The organism is Paenirhodobacter hankyongi (assembly GCF_003664585.1).
GTDB classification, from domain to species: domain Bacteria; phylum Pseudomonadota; class Alphaproteobacteria; order Rhodobacterales; family Rhodobacteraceae; genus Rhodobacter; species Rhodobacter hankyongi.
On record NZ_RCHI01000004.1, the window covers coordinates 62,647 to 77,940 of the forward strand.

Annotated in this window: 15 protein-coding genes and 2 tRNA genes; 4 read left to right on the forward strand and 13 right to left on the reverse strand. The window is 67.7% G+C overall.

The window, feature by feature from the left end; all coding sequences use genetic code 11:
- Positions 1-92 precede the first annotated feature (92 nt).
- The 8 genes from yihA to rpmH all read right to left on the reverse strand — a co-directional run bounded on the left by yihA (position 93) and on the right by rpmH (position 6,900).
- Positions 93-743: a ribosome biogenesis GTP-binding protein YihA/YsxC gene (yihA, locus tag DYS74_RS05325; protein ID WP_121531670.1), complete on the reverse strand. Its 651-nt coding sequence runs from the start codon at positions 741-743 to the stop codon at positions 93-95.
- Positions 743-1,498 (reverse strand): MOSC domain-containing protein, encoded by a 756-nt coding sequence (locus DYS74_RS05330; protein ID WP_121531672.1) that lies wholly within the window; start codon positions 1,496-1,498, stop codon positions 743-745. Before DYS74_RS05330 ends, yihA begins: the two co-directional genes overlap by 1 nt.
- Positions 1,495-3,327 carry a membrane protein insertase YidC gene (gene yidC / locus DYS74_RS05335; protein WP_121531674.1) on the reverse strand — a complete coding sequence of 611 codons (1,833 nt, stop codon included), beginning with the start codon at positions 3,325-3,327 and terminating at the stop codon, positions 1,495-1,497. The genes DYS74_RS05330 and yidC overlap by 4 nt, the downstream gene beginning before the upstream one ends.
- 157 nt (positions 3,328-3,484) lie before the next feature.
- A complete protein-coding gene (locus tag DYS74_RS05340) occupies positions 3,485-5,023 on the reverse strand; it encodes a bifunctional diguanylate cyclase/phosphodiesterase (protein WP_121531676.1) in 1,539 nt (512 codons plus the stop codon).
- A gap of 77 nt (positions 5,024-5,100) precedes the next feature.
- Positions 5,101-5,979 (reverse strand): tRNA 2-thiocytidine(32) synthetase TtcA, encoded by an 879-nt coding sequence (gene ttcA / locus DYS74_RS05345; RefSeq protein ID WP_121531678.1) that lies wholly within the window; start codon positions 5,977-5,979, stop codon positions 5,101-5,103.
- Positions 5,972-6,244 (reverse strand): membrane protein insertion efficiency factor YidD, encoded by a 273-nt coding sequence (gene yidD, locus DYS74_RS05350; protein ID WP_121531680.1) that lies wholly within the window; start codon positions 6,242-6,244, stop codon positions 5,972-5,974. Before yidD ends, ttcA begins: the two co-directional genes overlap by 8 nt.
- The gene (gene rnpA / locus DYS74_RS05355; protein ID WP_121531682.1) at positions 6,241-6,744 is read right to left on the reverse strand and encodes a ribonuclease P protein component; all 504 of its coding nucleotides are present in this window, start codon (positions 6,742-6,744) and stop codon (positions 6,241-6,243) included. The genes yidD and rnpA overlap by 4 nt, the downstream gene beginning before the upstream one ends.
- Positions 6,745-6,765: 21 nt before the next feature.
- The gene (gene rpmH / locus DYS74_RS05360; RefSeq protein ID WP_076483939.1) at positions 6,766-6,900 is read right to left on the reverse strand and encodes a 50S ribosomal protein L34; all 135 of its coding nucleotides are present in this window, start codon (positions 6,898-6,900) and stop codon (positions 6,766-6,768) included.
- A gap of 304 nt (positions 6,901-7,204) precedes the next feature.
- Here rpmH and DYS74_RS05365 point away from each other — a divergent pair, with 304 nt between their 5' ends.
- From DYS74_RS05365 to DYS74_RS05380, 4 genes are all read left to right on the forward strand, one after another.
- Entirely contained in the window at positions 7,205-8,605 is a 1,401-nt protein-coding gene (locus DYS74_RS05365) for a sensor histidine kinase (RefSeq protein WP_121531684.1), read from the forward strand.
- Positions 8,606-8,688: 83 nt separating this feature from the next.
- The gene (locus DYS74_RS05370) at positions 8,689-9,192 is read left to right on the forward strand and encodes a DUF4405 domain-containing protein (RefSeq protein WP_121531685.1); all 504 of its coding nucleotides are present in this window, start codon (positions 8,689-8,691) and stop codon (positions 9,190-9,192) included.
- A 111-nt stretch (positions 9,193-9,303) separates the two neighbouring features.
- Positions 9,304-9,380, forward strand: a tRNA-Arg gene (locus tag DYS74_RS05375).
- Between the two features lie 329 nt (positions 9,381-9,709).
- Complete coding sequence (locus tag DYS74_RS05380) at positions 9,710-10,777, forward strand: Hint domain-containing protein (protein ID WP_121531687.1); 1,068 nt, start codon at positions 9,710-9,712, stop codon at positions 10,775-10,777.
- A 47-nt stretch (positions 10,778-10,824) separates the two neighbouring features.
- On the opposite strand, the gene DYS74_RS05385 is transcribed toward DYS74_RS05380, so the two are convergent.
- From DYS74_RS05385 to DYS74_RS05400, 5 genes are all read right to left on the reverse strand, one after another.
- Complete coding sequence (locus tag DYS74_RS05385; protein WP_220668826.1) at positions 10,825-11,532, reverse strand: GntR family transcriptional regulator; 708 nt, start codon at positions 11,530-11,532, stop codon at positions 10,825-10,827.
- A gap of 241 nt (positions 11,533-11,773) precedes the next feature.
- Complete coding sequence (locus tag DYS74_RS05390; protein ID WP_121531691.1) at positions 11,774-13,219, reverse strand: mannose-1-phosphate guanylyltransferase/mannose-6-phosphate isomerase; 1,446 nt, start codon at positions 13,217-13,219, stop codon at positions 11,774-11,776.
- A gap of 60 nt (positions 13,220-13,279) precedes the next feature.
- The gene (locus DYS74_RS05395) at positions 13,280-14,668 is read right to left on the reverse strand and encodes a phosphomannomutase (protein ID WP_121531693.1); all 1,389 of its coding nucleotides are present in this window, start codon (positions 14,666-14,668) and stop codon (positions 13,280-13,282) included.
- 225 nt (positions 14,669-14,893) lie between these two features.
- Positions 14,894-15,019, reverse strand: coding sequence for a hypothetical protein (locus DYS74_RS19025; RefSeq protein WP_281272454.1), 126 nt, complete (start codon positions 15,017-15,019; stop codon positions 14,894-14,896).
- Between the two features lie 147 nt (positions 15,020-15,166).
- A tRNA-Cys gene (locus tag DYS74_RS05400) sits at positions 15,167-15,240 on the reverse strand.
- Positions 15,241-15,294 lie beyond the last annotated feature (54 nt).

The window sequence follows — 15,294 nt, forward strand, 5'->3', positions numbered from 1 at the left end:
CTAGCAATCGTGCCGCTGCGGTGCAACATGCGGGGTGGCGGCAGGGCCCGAAGGCCCGGCGGCTTCCCGCGCAGCGCCCCGCGCGCGAAGGCTCACTCGAGCGTGGTGATGATGGTGCGCAGCACGTCGATGCCCTCGCCCTTCTCGGACGAGGTGACGACCAGCTCGGGATGCGCGGCCGGGTGTTTCGCCAGTGCGCCCTTGACCTGCTCGAGCACCGCCTCGCGCTCGGTGCGGCTGATCTTGTCGGCCTTGGTCAGCACCACCTGGAAGGTCACCGCCGAGCGGTCGAGCAGCGTCAGGATCTCGTCATCGACCTTCTTCACGCCATGGCGCGCGTCGATCAGCACGAAGGCGCGGCGCAGGTTCACCCGGCCCGAGAGATAGGCCTTGAGCAGATCCTGCCATTTCTTCACCACCGGCACCGGCGCCTCGGCAAAGCCATAGCCGGGCAGGTCGACGAGATAGGGCCCGCCGGTGGTGGTGAAGAAGTTGATCTCCTGCGTCCGGCCCGGCGTGTTCGAGGCGCGAGCGAGGTTCTTGCGGTTCGTCAGCGCGTTGATGAGAGAGGACTTGCCCACGTTCGAGCGGCCGGCAAAGCAGACCTCGACCCGGTCGGCGGGCGGCATCCCCGACATCGCGACGACCCCCTTCAGGAAGTCGACGGGGGCGGCAAACAGCAGCCGGCCCTTCTCGCGGGCGAAATCATCGGGCTCGGGGGCAAGGGTGAACTGCATCTGCATCAGAGAATCTCCACGGTGTCGCCGCGCGCGATCTCGCCGCCGCGGGTGACTGTCGCGTAAAGCCCGAAGAGCGTGTCGCCGTTCAGCGCCCTGAGCGCGGCGAGCGTGTCGACGTCTTCGGCGCCGGTTTCGGGATTGGCGCAGGTGGCGCGGCAGCGGGTGATCGGCATCGCCACCTCGAGCTCGGCCGCGCCGATGCGCAGGCGCCGGCCGACGAGGTCGCGCTCGGCCCAGGGCGCCCAGCCCTCGACCCAGAGATTGCCGCGGAAGCGGTGGCGCGACATCGGCGAGCCGGTCGCGTCGGACAGCGCGCCGAGCGAGGCGAGTGACAGGATCGAGACATAGGGTTCAGCCATGTCGGCAAGCGTCACGCCCGGCACACGCTCGACCCGGCGCGGGGCAGGGCGGTTCGCGGGCCACAGCGGCGCCAGCCAGGCGATCAGCTTCGCCTGGTCCTCGGCCCGGTCGGGATCGACGACAAGGTGCCACAGCTCGGGATGGGTCAGCTCGATCCGGCCGTCGTCCATCGTCCGGGCCGTCACCGCCATCAGCCCGGGGGCTGCGACGCCGCGCACGAAGTTGCGCTTCGATGCCCATTCGGCCAGCGGCCCGTCAAAGCGCGCCTCCTCGTGCGAGATCGCCCAGAGCCGGTCAAAAGGCATGGCGCGCCCCTCGTCGAGGAGCGCGCCCGTGATGTCCTCGTGGCCCACCGACTTGATCGGGTGGCGCACGAGATGCGCAAGATGCGCCGTCATTTCTTCGGTTTCTCGAGGGCCGGCTTCTTCTTGCGGAAGCCCGACTTGATGTTGTCGAACAGCTCGGGTCGTTTCCCGTGCATCGACATGATCGTGTACTGCTGGATGAAGGTGATGGTGTTGTTGGTGATCCAGTAGAGCACGAGGCCCGAGGCGAAGCTGCCCAGCATGAACATGAACACCCAGGGCATCCAGGCGAAGATCATCGCCTGGCTCGGGTCGGTCGGCGCCGGGTTCAGCTTCTGCTGGAACCACATCGAGATGCCGAGCAGGATCGGCAGCACGCCGAGCGAGAACATGAAGAACATCGAGCCCGGTTCCGGCGTGGCGAAGGGCAGCAGGCCGAAGAGGTTCAGGATCGACGACGGATCGGGCGCGGAAAGGTCACGGATCCAGCCGATGAACGGCGCGTGATAGAGCTCGATCGTGACGTAGATCACCTTGTAGAGCGAGAAGAAGATCGGGATCTGCAGCAGCACCGGCAGACAGCCCGCGGCGGGGTTGACCTTCTCGCGCTTGTAGAGGGCCATCATCTCCTGCTGCATCTGCTGCGGGTTGCCCTTGGTGCGCTCTTTCATCGCTTCCATCTCGGGCTGCAGTTCCTTCATCTTCGCCATCGAAATGTAGGATTTGCGCGCCAGCGGGAAGACCAGGGCCTTGATGATCAGGGTCAGGCACATGATCGCCCAGCCCATGTTGCCGATCGCGCCGTGCAGCCAGTGCAGCAGGCGGAACATCGGCTTGGTCAGGAAGAAGAACCAGCCCCAGTCGATCGAGTCGACGAAACGGGTGATGCCGGCGTCGTCCTGATAGTGCTTGATCACCTCCCACTCCTTCGCGCCGGCGAAGAGGCGGGTCTGCGCGACGGCCGAGGCGCCCGGGGCAACCTCCATCACCGGCAGGCGGGTCTCGGCCTGATAGAGGTCGGCGCCGGGGGTGTACTTGATGACCGAGGTGAAGGCCCCGTCCGCCGGGATCAGCGTGGTCATCCAGTACTTGTCGGTGAAGCCGATCCAGCCGTTCTGGCTGGCCGAGGTCAGTTCGGCCTGGCCCTCGCCGGCGACGGCGTCGAGCTTGGTCAGGTTCTTGTACTTGATCTCTTCAAGCGTGCTGTCGGTCATCCGCACCGCACCCTCGTGCAGCACATAGACGCGGTTGCCCTGCGGGATGCCGTGGCGGGCGATGATGCCGTAGGGCGCCAGGCGCACCGGCGCGGCGGTGTTGTTCTCGACCCCCTGCGCGACGGTGAAGAGATAGTTGTCATCGACCGAGATCGTGCGGGTGAAGCGCAGGCCCGCGCCGTTGTCCCAGCTCAGCGTGACCGGGGTCTCGGGGGTCAGTACCGCATCGGCGGGCGCAGTCCACAGCGTCTTCGGCCCCGGCACCAGTGCCGGGTCGAGCCCGCCGGCGGGCGACCAGCCATAGACGGTGTAATAGGGCTTGGCCGCACCGAGATCGGTGCCGCCCGCCGGGGCGAGCAGCCGCACCAGCGGCGAGTCGGCGTCGAGCGTTTCCTTGTATTTTTTCAGCGACAGGTCGTCGAAGCGGCCACCGAGCAGCGAGATCGTGCCGGTCAGCGCGGGCGTGTCGATCCTGATGCGCGGGGCGTTCGCGTCGCTCGTCTGCGCTGCGGCCGTCGCGGCGTCGAGCACGGCGCCGGCCACGGCCTCGGGCGTCGCGGCGGGCGCGGCCGGGGTGGCGGTCTGTTGCGCGACCGGGGCGCCGTCCGTCGGGGCCGCGGGCTCCGGCGGGAAGAAGTAGGTCCAACCGATCAGCACGAGCGCCGAGAGGACGGTCGCGATGATGAGGTTCTTGTTCTGGCTATCCATGGGGGTCCATCCGCCTGCCGGTCCGGGTTTGCGGTGGTTCAATCGAAGGGGCGGCCAAAGGTCAAGCGCTTTTCCCCGAAATCACGAGGAAACCATGGGCCCGGGCCGCGGGCGGGGCGCGGTTTTCCCCGCCCCGGCGACGGTTCTCCCGCCCGGCTCAGCCGCCCTGAAGCCGCGGCGTCGCGGCCAGCTTCTCGGCGTGGCGCTCGAGCCAGGCAAAGCTTTCCTCGAGGCGCATCGGCGGGGCGATGGCGTCGCCCTGCACGTTGGTTGCGCCAAGCTGGGCCAGCATCGCATGTTCGCCGATGCTCGAGACGCCGTCGGCCAGGGTCTCGATGCCGATCTGTTCGGCCATCGAGATGATCGCGGTGACAAGGCGCTGCTGGTCGGGGTCGGTGTCGACGTCGTGCACGAAGCTTTCATGGATGCGCACGCGCGCGGCGCCGGTGCTGCGGATCGCATTGACCGGGACCGCACCGGTGCCGAGGCCGGCCAGCTCCAGCCGGCAGCCGATCGCGCTGCAATGGCTGAGGTTGCGGCGGATCACCTCGTCGTCGAAGCGCGAGAGCGTGCCGCCGCTCAGCACCAGACGCAGTCGCTCGGGTTCGATGTCGAAGCGCTCGAGCTCCCATTTCAGCCGGGTGGCCATCTTCGGATTCGACAGCACCTCGGGCGAGATGCCGATCGACAGCGTGCCCACCGGCAGGCCGACCCGCTGCCAGCTGCGCAGCGCGCCGAAGCCCTGATAGAACATCACCTCTGCCAGCCTTTCGCGCAGCCCCTCCGAATCGATCGCGGGCAGCAGGTCGTCCTCGGTCAGGATGCCGCGTTCACGGTGCAGCCAGCGCGGCACCGCCTCCATCCCCGAGACCTCGCCGGTGTCGGTCGACAGCTGCGGGCGGAAATGGCAGGTGACCTGGCCGGCCTCGAGCGCCTCGAACACCTCGGCCGCCAGCGCGCTGCGGCTGCGCTGGCTGCGCTGCACCTCGGAGGAGAAGGCGCGGATCGCGCTCGGCCCGTTGCGCTGCGCCTCGTCGGCGGCGCCCTCGGCCGCGGCGATCAGCCCCGCGCCGCTTGGCACCGGCGCGCGGCGCATCAGGCAGAAACCGACATGGATGGTGGGCGAGAGGTTGCGGCCCTTGACCGCATAGGGCTCCTCGCAGCCCGCCTGCAGCCGCACGGCGAGCTGGATCAGGCTTTCGAGGTCCTGCCGCTGCGTCGGCTGCAGCATCACCGCAAAGCGGGTGCCGCCGAGCCGGCCGATCCGGTCGCTCTCGCGCACCGCGCCGCGCAGCCGGTCGGCCAGCAGCTGCAGCAGGGTCTCGTATTCGTCGGGCAGCAGCTGCCGTTCCAGTTGCGCGGCCTCGTCGCAGCCGATCACCAGACAGGCGGTGTGGCGCCCGGTCCGTTCCGCCTCGCGCAGCAGGTCGTCCATCAGCCATTCGCTTTCCGGGCGCAGCGGCAGGCCGGTGGCGCCATCCCCGCCCGCGCCCTCGGCCGCCGGGGCGAGGGGGCGCGTCAGCCAGGCGACGGCAAGCGCGGTGAGGCCGATCACCAGCATCGCGTCGATGCCGAACCAGAGCCCGGCCAGCAGCATCGCGGGCAGGAAGGGCAACAGTTCCTTGCGGCCGAAGATCGGCCCGATCCGCGTGCGTCTCGGGGCGCCGCCCCTGCCCAACTGCCAGAACCTGCCCATCGTCCTTTCCCCCCGCTGCCGCGCGGGACTCGCCCGCAGCGGTCACGCTAGGCCGAAGACGTCAGCGGAAGGTTAATTCAGCCGCGCAAATCCGGGATTCCGGGGGCTTTGGACGGGGTTTCAGGCGCTTCGCCGCGCATCAGTGCCGCGAAATCGAAGATCGAGGGGTCGCACAGATGCGACGGGCGCACGTTCATCAGGGCGCGGAACATGATCTGCCGCCGGCCCGGGCTGCGCGCCTCCCAGCCGTCGAGAATCTGTTTCACCTGAACGCGTTGCAGCCCTTCCTGGCTGCCGCACAGGTCGCAGGGGATGATCGGATAGTTCATCGCGCGGGCGAATCGCTCGCAATCGGCCTCGGCGACGAAGGCGAGGGGGCGATAGACGAAGAGATCCCCCTCCTCGTTCACCAGTTTCGGCGGCATCGTCGCCAGACGCCCGCCGTGGAACAGGTTCATGAAGAAGGTCTCGAGGATGTCGTCGCGGTGATGGCCCAGCACGACGGCGGAACAGCCCTCCTCGCGCGCGATGCGGTAGAGATTGCCGCGCCGCAGCCGCGAGCACAGCGAGCAATAGGTCCGACCCTCGGGGATCTTTTCCTTCACCACCGAATAGGTGTCCTGATACTCGATCCGGTGCGGCACGCCCATGTCCTCGAGGAACTTCGGCAGCACGGTCGAGGGGAAGCCGGGCTGGCCCTGATCGAGGTTGCACGCCAGCAGATCGACCGGCAGCAGCCCGCGCCATTTCAGCTCGTGCAGCACGGCAAGCAGGGTGTAGCTGTCCTTGCCGCCCGACAGGCAGACAAGCCAGCGCGCACCGCGTTCGATCATGCCGTATTTCTCGATCGCGTCGCGGGTCTCGCGCACGATGCGCTTGCGCAGCTTCTTGAACTCGGTCGAGGAGGGGGCGCCGGCGAACAGCGGGTGGATCGGGGCGTCTTCGTCGTCAAGCATGGTCATGATCCTTGCAGCGGCGGTGCGCGTCGAACTCGGGATCGGCGCCGGGCACCGGATCATAGCCGTGCCCGCCCCAGGGATGGCAGCTGAGCACCCGTTTCGCCGCGAGATAGGCTCCCTTCAGCGCGCCGTGCCGTTCAAGCGCGTCAAGCGCATAGGCCGAACAGGTCGGCTGATAGCGGCAGCCATGGCCGACCCAGGGGCTGAAGAACAGCCGGTAGGCGCGCACCGGAAGGGCGACGATCTGCGCGAGCGGGCTCATCCCTTGCCCCGGCGCCGGCCCTTGGCCGGTTCGCTGCGCGGCCGGGCCTTTTGCGCGCGGCCGGAATGGACGTCGCGCAGCGCGCGGGCCAGATCGGCCTGCAGTGCGGCGAAATCGCGGCTGATGGTCGCCTCGGGGCGGCCGACGAGCACGTAATCCCAGCCGGGCTGCGCCAGGCCGGGCAGCACCAGTCGCGCAATCTCGCGCAGGCGGCGACGGGCCCGGTTGCGCAGCACCGAGTTGCCGACCTTTTTCGAGCAGGTGAAGCCGATGCGCACGAGGCCCGGAAGGGCGGTTTCCTCCGGGCTGCGCGCACGGGCCTGCAGCAGGAAACCCGAGGTCCCCTGACGCAGCGCCGCGGCGGCGCGCAGGAAATCCGCCCGCTTGCGCAGCACATCGATGCGCGGCGCGGGGGCGGTCTCCGGACAAACGGAAACCGCCGGGGCGCTGCCCGCGCCCCGACCTTGTGGGTCAGTCACGGGAGCCTCCGGCGGTGTCATGGCGTGCAGATCTGTACGGCCTTACGCCGACAGAACCTTACGGCCCTTGGCGCGACGGGCGTTGAGGACCTTACGGCCGCCCTTGGTCGCCATGCGCGCGCGGAAGCCGTGACGGCGGGCGCGCACGAGTTTCGACGGCTGGTAGGTGCGTTTCATCGCGGTTACTCCGGTTCGTTCTACGGTCGGGCAACACAAACCTGCCGGATTCGGCTGCCGCTCATATTCGAGGCCCGGTCTTTAGGGGCAACCGGACGGCAAGTCAATTGATCTGTGCGTCTTTTTCTCGCGTCAATGCGCTGGCGGCCGCTCACGAGGGGGCTGCAGCGATGCGCGCCCTTCCGCCCGCCCCTGCCGGCGCCTATTTATTCGCGGTAACAACTGGTATTTCATGCGAAATGCCGGCTTTGGTGTTACAGGCGGAGAATGAGGCCGCGGCAGGCGGTCCGCAGCGCGTATCAGGATGAAGATCAACACACTCTCCGGCCGGTTCCTGTTGCTCACGACGATTTTCGTCGTGCTGGCCGAAGTGCTCATCCTTCTGCCGGGCCTTGCCAATTTCCGCGAAGACTATCTGCTGACGCGACTCGAACGGGCCCAGATCGCCTCGCTGGCGCTGCTGACCACCGACCAGATGATCGAGCCGGACCTCGAGCAGGAGCTTCTGAACAACGCCGGCGTCTACAACGTCGTGCTGCGGCGCGATGCGGTGCGGCAGCTGGTTCTGTCCTCGCCGATTCCGCAGCCGATCGCCGATACCTATGACCTGCGCGAATCGACGTTCTGGACCCGGGTGCGCGATGCGCTCTCGGTTCTGGCCGATCCGGAGAATCACGTGATCCGGGTGATCGGCGATCCGGTGCAGAAGGGCGGGCTGGTGATCGAAGTCACGCTCGCCACCGGGCCGATGCGGATCGCGATGATCGAATACGGGCTGCGGCTGCTGTCGCTTTCGGCGTTGGTCTCGGTGATCACCGCCTTCCTGCTGTTCTGGCTGGTGCGGCGGCTGATGGTGGTGCCGATCAAGCGCGTCGTGGCCCATATGGCGGCCTATGCCGAGGCGCCCGAGGATGCGCGCCGGATCATCGCCCCCGAGGCCAGCATCGAGGAACTGCGCGTGGCCGAGGATGCACTGGCCTCGATGCAGCGGCAGCTGACCGCCGCGCTGAAGCAGAAGGAGCGGCTCGCCCAGCTTGGTCAGGCGGTGGCGAAGATCAGCCACGACCTGCGCAACATCCTGACCACGGCGCAGCTTTTCGCCGACCGCATGGAGGGCTCGGACGATCCGGTGGTGCAGCGTGCTGCGCCGAAGCTGATGAATTCGATCGGTCGCGCGGTGAACCTGTGCGAGACGACGCTGGCCTTCGGGCGGGCCGAGGAGCCGCCGCCCAGCCTGTGCCGCTTCCCGCTCGCTGCGCTGGTGCAGGAGGTGACCGAAAGCGAGCAGCCGCCGGCCGATGCCGCGCAGATCGACTTCGTCACCGACGTGCCGCCTGCGCTCGAGATCCGGGCCGACCGCGAACAGCTCTACCGCGTGCTGTCGAACCTCGTACGCAACGCCCGCCAGGCGATCGAGGCGACGGGCAAGCCCGGCACCATCGAGATCGGCGCGGGCGAGGAACCCGAGGGCTGGTGGATTCGCGTGCAGGACACCGGCCCCGGCCTGCCCGAACGCGCCCGCGAGCACCTGTTCCAGCCGTTCTCGGGCGGGGTGAAGAAGGGCGGCACCGGGCTCGGCCTTGCGATCTCGGCCGAGCTCATCCGCGGTCACGGCGGGCGGCTCGACCTCGTGCGCACCGATGCCGACGGCACCGAGTTCAAGATGCACCTGCCGAGCGAATTCGCGATCGCCTCGCAGGAATAGCGGGCCTGCGGCATCGCGCCGCGACGGAAGCGGATCTGGCGGGCGTAACATCGGCAGATCAATCGTTTCGAAAGGCCATTTCCGTGTCTCTGCGTTCCTGGGCTACCCCGCTTGTCATCGGCTCCTTCCTCCTGATGGGAGTGACGGGGGTGCTGATGTTCTTCCATCTCGATACCGCGACGATGAAGACGGTTCACGAATGGGCGGGCTTCGTGCTGGTGGCGGGCGCCATCGCCCACCTGATTCTCAACTGGCGTCCGTTCACGCTGTATCTGCGCCGGCCGCTCGCGGCGACGATCATGGGGCTTGGTGCGCTCGCGCTGGTCGCGACCTTCGTGCCGAATCTGATCCCCGGCGTCGTCGAGGGGGCGGGGCTTGGCCCGAAGGTGGTGATGGACGCGATGGGCAATGCCACGATCACCTCGCTTGCCGAGATGGCGGGCAAGCCCACCGATGCGCTGATGGCCGAGCTCGAGGCCGCGGGCCTGACCGGCATCGACCCGGCCAAGACCGTGAAGCAGAACGCCGCGGGTGACGGCGGCAAGCTGCGCGAAATCCTCAGCGTCGCACTGGTGCCGCAGGGCTGAGCCCGAAGGGTCCCGAAAGGCCTGCCGGACGGGTGGGCGAAAAAACTTTCGGATAATCTCGATTTAGCTCTTGCGCCCCCCCGACGCAGGGGCTAAATCCCGCCGCACAGCGCACCCGTAGCTCAGCTGGATAGAGCATCAGACTACGAATCTGAGGGTCGGGCGTTCGAATCGCTCCGGGTGCACCATTTCCCCCTTCCGTGCTGTAAGACGACTGAGTGGCGTTCCGTTTTGGGACAGCCGCGACTGTCGCTTCCGGTCGGGGGGCGTGTCGCCTGACCGCCTGCGGCGGTCCGCGCTGCGCACTCTTCTCCCTTCGTCCGAACTCCCCCTGTGTCGTTTCCCGCATCCGCGGGGCGTCTTGCGCGCCACGCGTGGCGTGCTGCCTTAACGTCACCTTAAGCCTGCCCTTTGTACCGAGGGCCGTGAGGTGTGTCTGTCGGGCGGGGGAGCCCACGGGGCACGGGCGTGTGTCGAGACGGCTGCCGTCGCCACGCAAGACCTGCGGGGGGATCGGATGAGCTTCGAGATTTCCGGAACGGCGATCCAGCGGGTCGTGAGTCCGATCCGCATCGATTTCTCGACCGGCAACGAATATCAGGTGAACTATCCGCTCAATCTCGGTGCGCTGGCAACCCAGACCGGCACGCTGACCGCCGACGACCAGAGCGGCAATGGCGGCATCTCGGTGGGCGAGACGATCGACCACGACAACACGAATATGCCGCTCTTCGACGCCATTCCCGACCTGACCGACGCGACGGTGCTGGGCGTCGGCTACATGGGGGGCTTCGTCAGCGATCTTGCCGTGCGCTATCCGGTGATTCTGGTGCGCTCGGGGGCAAGCCAGTACCTGATCTATCCGGAGGGCGCGCCGGACCTGCTGACGCGGATCACCGGAACGGTGAACACGACGCTGCATTTCTATGCCAATGCGCAGTATTTTCCCGGCGGCGGGGTTCCCTGCTTTGCCGGCGGCACGCCGATCAAGACATTGCGCGGCGAGATGCCGGTGGAGCGGCTGCGCGTGGGCGATCTCGTGCTGACCTTCGACGACGGGTATCGCCCGATTCGCTGGATCGGGTCCAGGCGCCTGACGTCGGGCGACCTGGCGATGAGCCCGCAGCTGCGGCCGGTCCGCATCCGCGCCGGCGCCCTCGGGGCGGGGCTGCCCGAGGCCGATCTGATCGTTTCGCCGCAGCACCGGGTCCTGGTGCGCGCGGCCGTGGCCAGGCGGATGTTCGGCGAGGCCGAGGTGCTGGTCGCGGCAAAGCACCTTCTCGCGCTCGACGGGATCGAGGTTCTCGAGGATCTCGCGGGTGTCACCTATTGGCATCTCCTGTTCGATGCGCATCAGCTGGTGTTCTCGTCCGGGGCGGTGACCGAGAGCCTGTTCACCGGTCCCGAGGCGCTGAAATCCGTCGGCCCCGCGGCGCGCGAGGAAATCTTCACGCTTTTTCCGGAGCTTGCATCGGGTGGCACGCCGGTGCCCGTGCGTCTGCTGGTGCCCGGCAGGCTGGCGCGCCGGTTCGCCGAGCGGGTTTCGCGCAATCGCAAGGTTCTTGTGGATGCTTCGGTCGGCTGAGTGGCGTCCCGGTTGCGGCCGCTTCCCCGGAGTGGTGCCCTTGCCCTTTAATGCCGCGAGTCGAAGAAGATCCGTGCCAACCCTTCCTTGGTGACCTCGATCGCGTGATCCGGGCTCATCACGATGTGGTGGCGCAGGATCTCGAGTCCCGCCGGATCGCGCCGGCGCAGGCAGTCGAGCACGGCCACATGCGCGTCATGGGTCGCCTCGCGTCGCGTCGGATTTTCGAGGTCGATCCGTCGGAAGAAGCGCAACTTGGCGTTCACGTCGAGCAGCGCGGTGACGGCATGGGGGTTGCCCGACATCTTCGCGAGCTCGACGTGGAACTGCTCGTCAGCCTCGCAAAGGCAGTCTCGGTTCTCGCTCGCGGTGGTCTTGGCTCGGACGGCCGTAAGGGCGTCGATCTGGCCCGGGGAGGCGCGTTGCATCGACAGCCGATAGGCGCCGCATTCGAGCAATGCGCGGAATTCGCAGATGTCGCGCAGGTCCTCGGGGGCGATCTCGCGGGCATAGAAGCCGCGGTTCGGCACGAAGGTCACGAATTCCTCATGCACCAGCCGGCTGAGTGACTGCCGTACTGGCGTGCGCGAGACGCCGAAACGCTGCGCAAGTTCGACCTCGTTGATTCTCTGGCCGGGGCGGAAGCGGTATTCCACGGCCATCTCGCGGACCTGAGCATAGACCTTCTCGACCACGTCCGCCGCGCGTTTCATCGGGGCCCGGGTGTTGGTCTTTGCGGATCTCGCCGTGCTCACCGGAACCTCCATTCATCGACGCGCAATCGCTGGCAGCGAAGGCTACCCGCGTGAAAAGGTGGAGGCAATTCGAAGCTCTATTGTGTATTCAGTTATGGGTTGGTGACCTGATCCAGAAACCGGAAGCGGCGATGATCCCCGCCGCCTCTGCGCCGGAGGGCTTGGCCGAGGCGCTTCGACGTCCGCACGATCACCTCGCACGGCGTGAATTCCGTGCGATGTGCGCGGCGAGGCCGCTCGGCTATCCGCGTTCGCCCTGTCCGCGTGCATACATGTCGTCGTAACGCACGATGTCATCCTCGCCGACATAGGCGCCGGTCTGGACCTCGATCAGCACCATCGGCACACGGCCCGGGTTTTCCAGTCGGTGCTTGATCCCGAGCGGCACGAACACGCTCTCGTTTTCAGAGACCAGATGCACCTGATCGCCCACCGTCACCTGTGCGGTGCCCTCGACCACGATCCAGTGCTCGGCGCGGTGGAAATGGCTTTGCAGACTGAGCCGCCCGCCGGGGTGAACGTGGATGCGCTTGACCTTGAAGCGCGGTCCGGTGACGAGGCTTTCGAACCAGCCCCAGGGCCGGTGGTCCTTGGGGAAATGGGTGGCCTGACGGGCCTCTTTCGCCCTGAGCGCAGTGACGGCCTTCTTGACCTGCTGCGCCTCGCGCATGTCGGCGATCAGCACGGCATCCGACATGGCGATGGCCATGATGCCCTCAAGGCCGATGCCGACCACCTCCAGATGCTCGCTTTCAGAGCGCAACAGGGTGTCGCGGCAGTCGATGGCCGTCGTGCGGTCGCCGGCGACCACGCCCCTTGCGTCAGGCTCCATCTCGCGCCAGACCGAGTCCCAGCCGCCAAGGTCCGACCAGTGCCCCGAGAAGGGCACCACCGCGAGATTGCGGGCCTTTTCCATCACCGCGTAGTCGATCGAGATCTCCTCCACCGTGGACCAGGGGGCCGGCGCCAGGCGCAGGAAGCCGAGGTCGGCCTGGGCGGCCGCGACGGCGGCTCTGGTCGGTTCGACAAGAGCCGGCGCATGCGTCTCGAAAGCGGCGAGGATATCGCGGGCGGCGAACAGGAAGATCCCGGCGTTCCAGAGGTAATTGCCGGCCGCGAGCATCTCGGCGGCGCCGCTCGCATCAGGTTTCTCGACAAAGCGCGAGAGCGCGATGGGGGCGCCGCTGCCGTCGGGCTGGGTGGAGAGTTCGAGGTAGCCATAGGCGGTCTCGGGGCGGTCGGGGGAGATGCCGAAGGTGACGAGCTTGCCCTCGGCCACCGCCTCGAGGCCGCGTGTGACGGCGTCATGGAACGCTTTGCTGTCGGGAATGTCGTGGTCGGAGGGGGCGACGAGGAGCACGCCGTCGGGATCGGAGGCCGCGACGTGAAGGGCGGCGGCAAGGACGGCGGGGGCGGTGTTGCGGCCTTCCGGCTCGATCAGGATCGCGCCTGGGGCAAGGCCGGCGTCGGCGAGCTGTTCGGTGACGATGAAGCGGAAATCGGCGTTGGTGAGCACCAGCGGCGGGGCGAAGGTCAGGCCGTTGGCGCTGGTCAGGCGCCGGGCGGACGCCTGAAACGGGGTGTGTGCGCCGATGAGGTTGACGAACTGCTTTGGGTAGCTCTTGCGGCTGAGGGGCCAAAGGCGGGTGCCGGACCCGCCCGAGAGGATGACTGGGGTGATTTTCATTGCGTGGGTTCTCCGGGCAAGGGGGACGGAAACGCAGAAAACAATCGCGATGGTCGTAGGTTACGGTGCAAGCTCCTGCGCGGCACGGGACAGCCAGCGTGCAAGCAGGAGCTGCGCGGCTTCGGGGCTGCCGGCCTCGGTGTAGACGCGGAGCTCGGGCGCGTTGCCCGAGGGGCGCAGATGGACGATGTCTCCGGTCGCGAAGGTCAGCCGGAGCCCATCGGTGGTGTCGACCGCTGCAATCTGGCCGGCCTCGGCAAAGACGGCGGTGCGGGCGTCGGGCGTCGCCGCGAGCCGGTCGAGCAGGGAGGCTGACACGCTGGTCGGGATGCCCTTGAGCCGGTCGGCCGCGGTAAAGCGCGCGGGCAGCTTCGCCACCGCTTCGGCCAGGGTCTCTCCGGCGCGATGGGCGGCGACGAGCGGCGCAAGAATCGGCAACAGGCTGTCGCGGGTCATCAGGGGCGCGAGGTGCCCGTTGCCGGTCGCGGCGGCAAAGCCGAGCAGGAAGCCGCCATTGGCCTCGAAGCCGACCACCCGCGCCGCGGGGGAGGCGGCCAGGAGGTCCGTCATGCCGGCGATCACGAAGGGCGAGCCGATCCGGGTCAGGACGACGCGGGGGAAGAGCCCCGCCGAAACCATGCTGTTGGAAGAGACCGGGGTGACGACGCTTTCGGCGCCCAGGGCGCGGGCGGTGAGCACGCCGAGGACGTCGCCGGCCAGCGTCGCGCCGGTCGCATCGGTGACCATCGGCCGGTCGGCGTCGCCGTCGGTCGAGACGATCGCATCGAGACGATGGCTGGCGCACCAGGCGGCGAGCTGGCTGCGGGTCCCGGGATCGACGGCCTCGGTGTCGACCGGGATGAAGGTGTCCGATCGCGCGAGCGGCACGGCCTCGGCGCCGAGCGCGGCGATCACCTCGCGGAGGAGGTCGCGCGCGACCGAGCTGTGCTGATAGATGCCGATGCGCAGACCGGCCAGCGCGCCCGGACCGAAGGCGCGGGTGTAGCGCTCGGCATAGGCGGCAAGCGCATCGCGCTGTTCGTCCGTCCCGGCCCCGGGGGAAGGGGCGCGGCTGCCAGCATGGGCCGCCTGGAGTGCGGCTTCGTCCTCCTTGGTGATCTCGCCGGCCGGGGTGTAGAACTTCAGCCCGTTGCGATCGGCGGGAATGTGGCTGCCGGTGACCATGATCGCCGACGCCCCTTCGGCGGCCAGCGCGAGCGCGGGGGTGGGCAGCACGCCGCAGTCGATCACGGCAAGACCCGCGGCGCGAGCGGTCGACCGCACCTGTTCGGCGATGGGGGCGGAGGAGGGGCGCAGGTCGCGCCCGACGAAAATCTGTCCGGGTGGCGGGCTGGCGACAAGGAAGGCATTCGTCCATGCCGCGATCGTTTGCGGCGTCATCTCTGACACGAGCCCACGCAGCCCCGACGTGCCAAATGCTAATGACAAGGAACTCTCCTCAATAAAGACGAGGACAACTGTGAATTGTGCGAAAAAACTGGAACTACTGTGCGGCGTGCATGGGAGGCAGTCAACGCCATGTGTGAACTCGCCGGAGTTTTCGACGCGTCTTGCCCCGGGTGCAGCAGCCTGTGAGGTCGCTGCCGGTTTCGGTGGTCGAGGGCCTTGTTGCAGACGTCGGCGTCAGGACGTGAAGCCCTTCCCCGGCCAAGGTCAGGCCGCGCGGTCGATCTCGGTGGTGCCGAGGGCGTTGAAGCCGTTCTTCGGGGCAATTCGGATGTGGATCTCGGCGGTCTGGCAGAGGCGCCGCCAGGGTAAGCGGTGAGCGGCTGGCTGCATGTGGTGGGGCCGAGCGCGGGAAAAATGTGCGCCGCTGCCATGTGTCGCAATGTATGGTCCGGGACGGGCGCGGAACGAGAATGTTGCCAGGCGCGCTGTCAGAATTTCGCCTGCGCGCTGCCTGTCTCGTAAGTGCTTGATAGGATTTGGAGGCGGGTACCGGAATCGAACCGGTCTTCACGGATTTGCAATCCGCTGCGTAACCTCTCCGCCAACCCGCCAGCCTCAAGGATGCCCTCACCTAAACAATCGTGGGCGCTCGTGCAAGAGGTCTT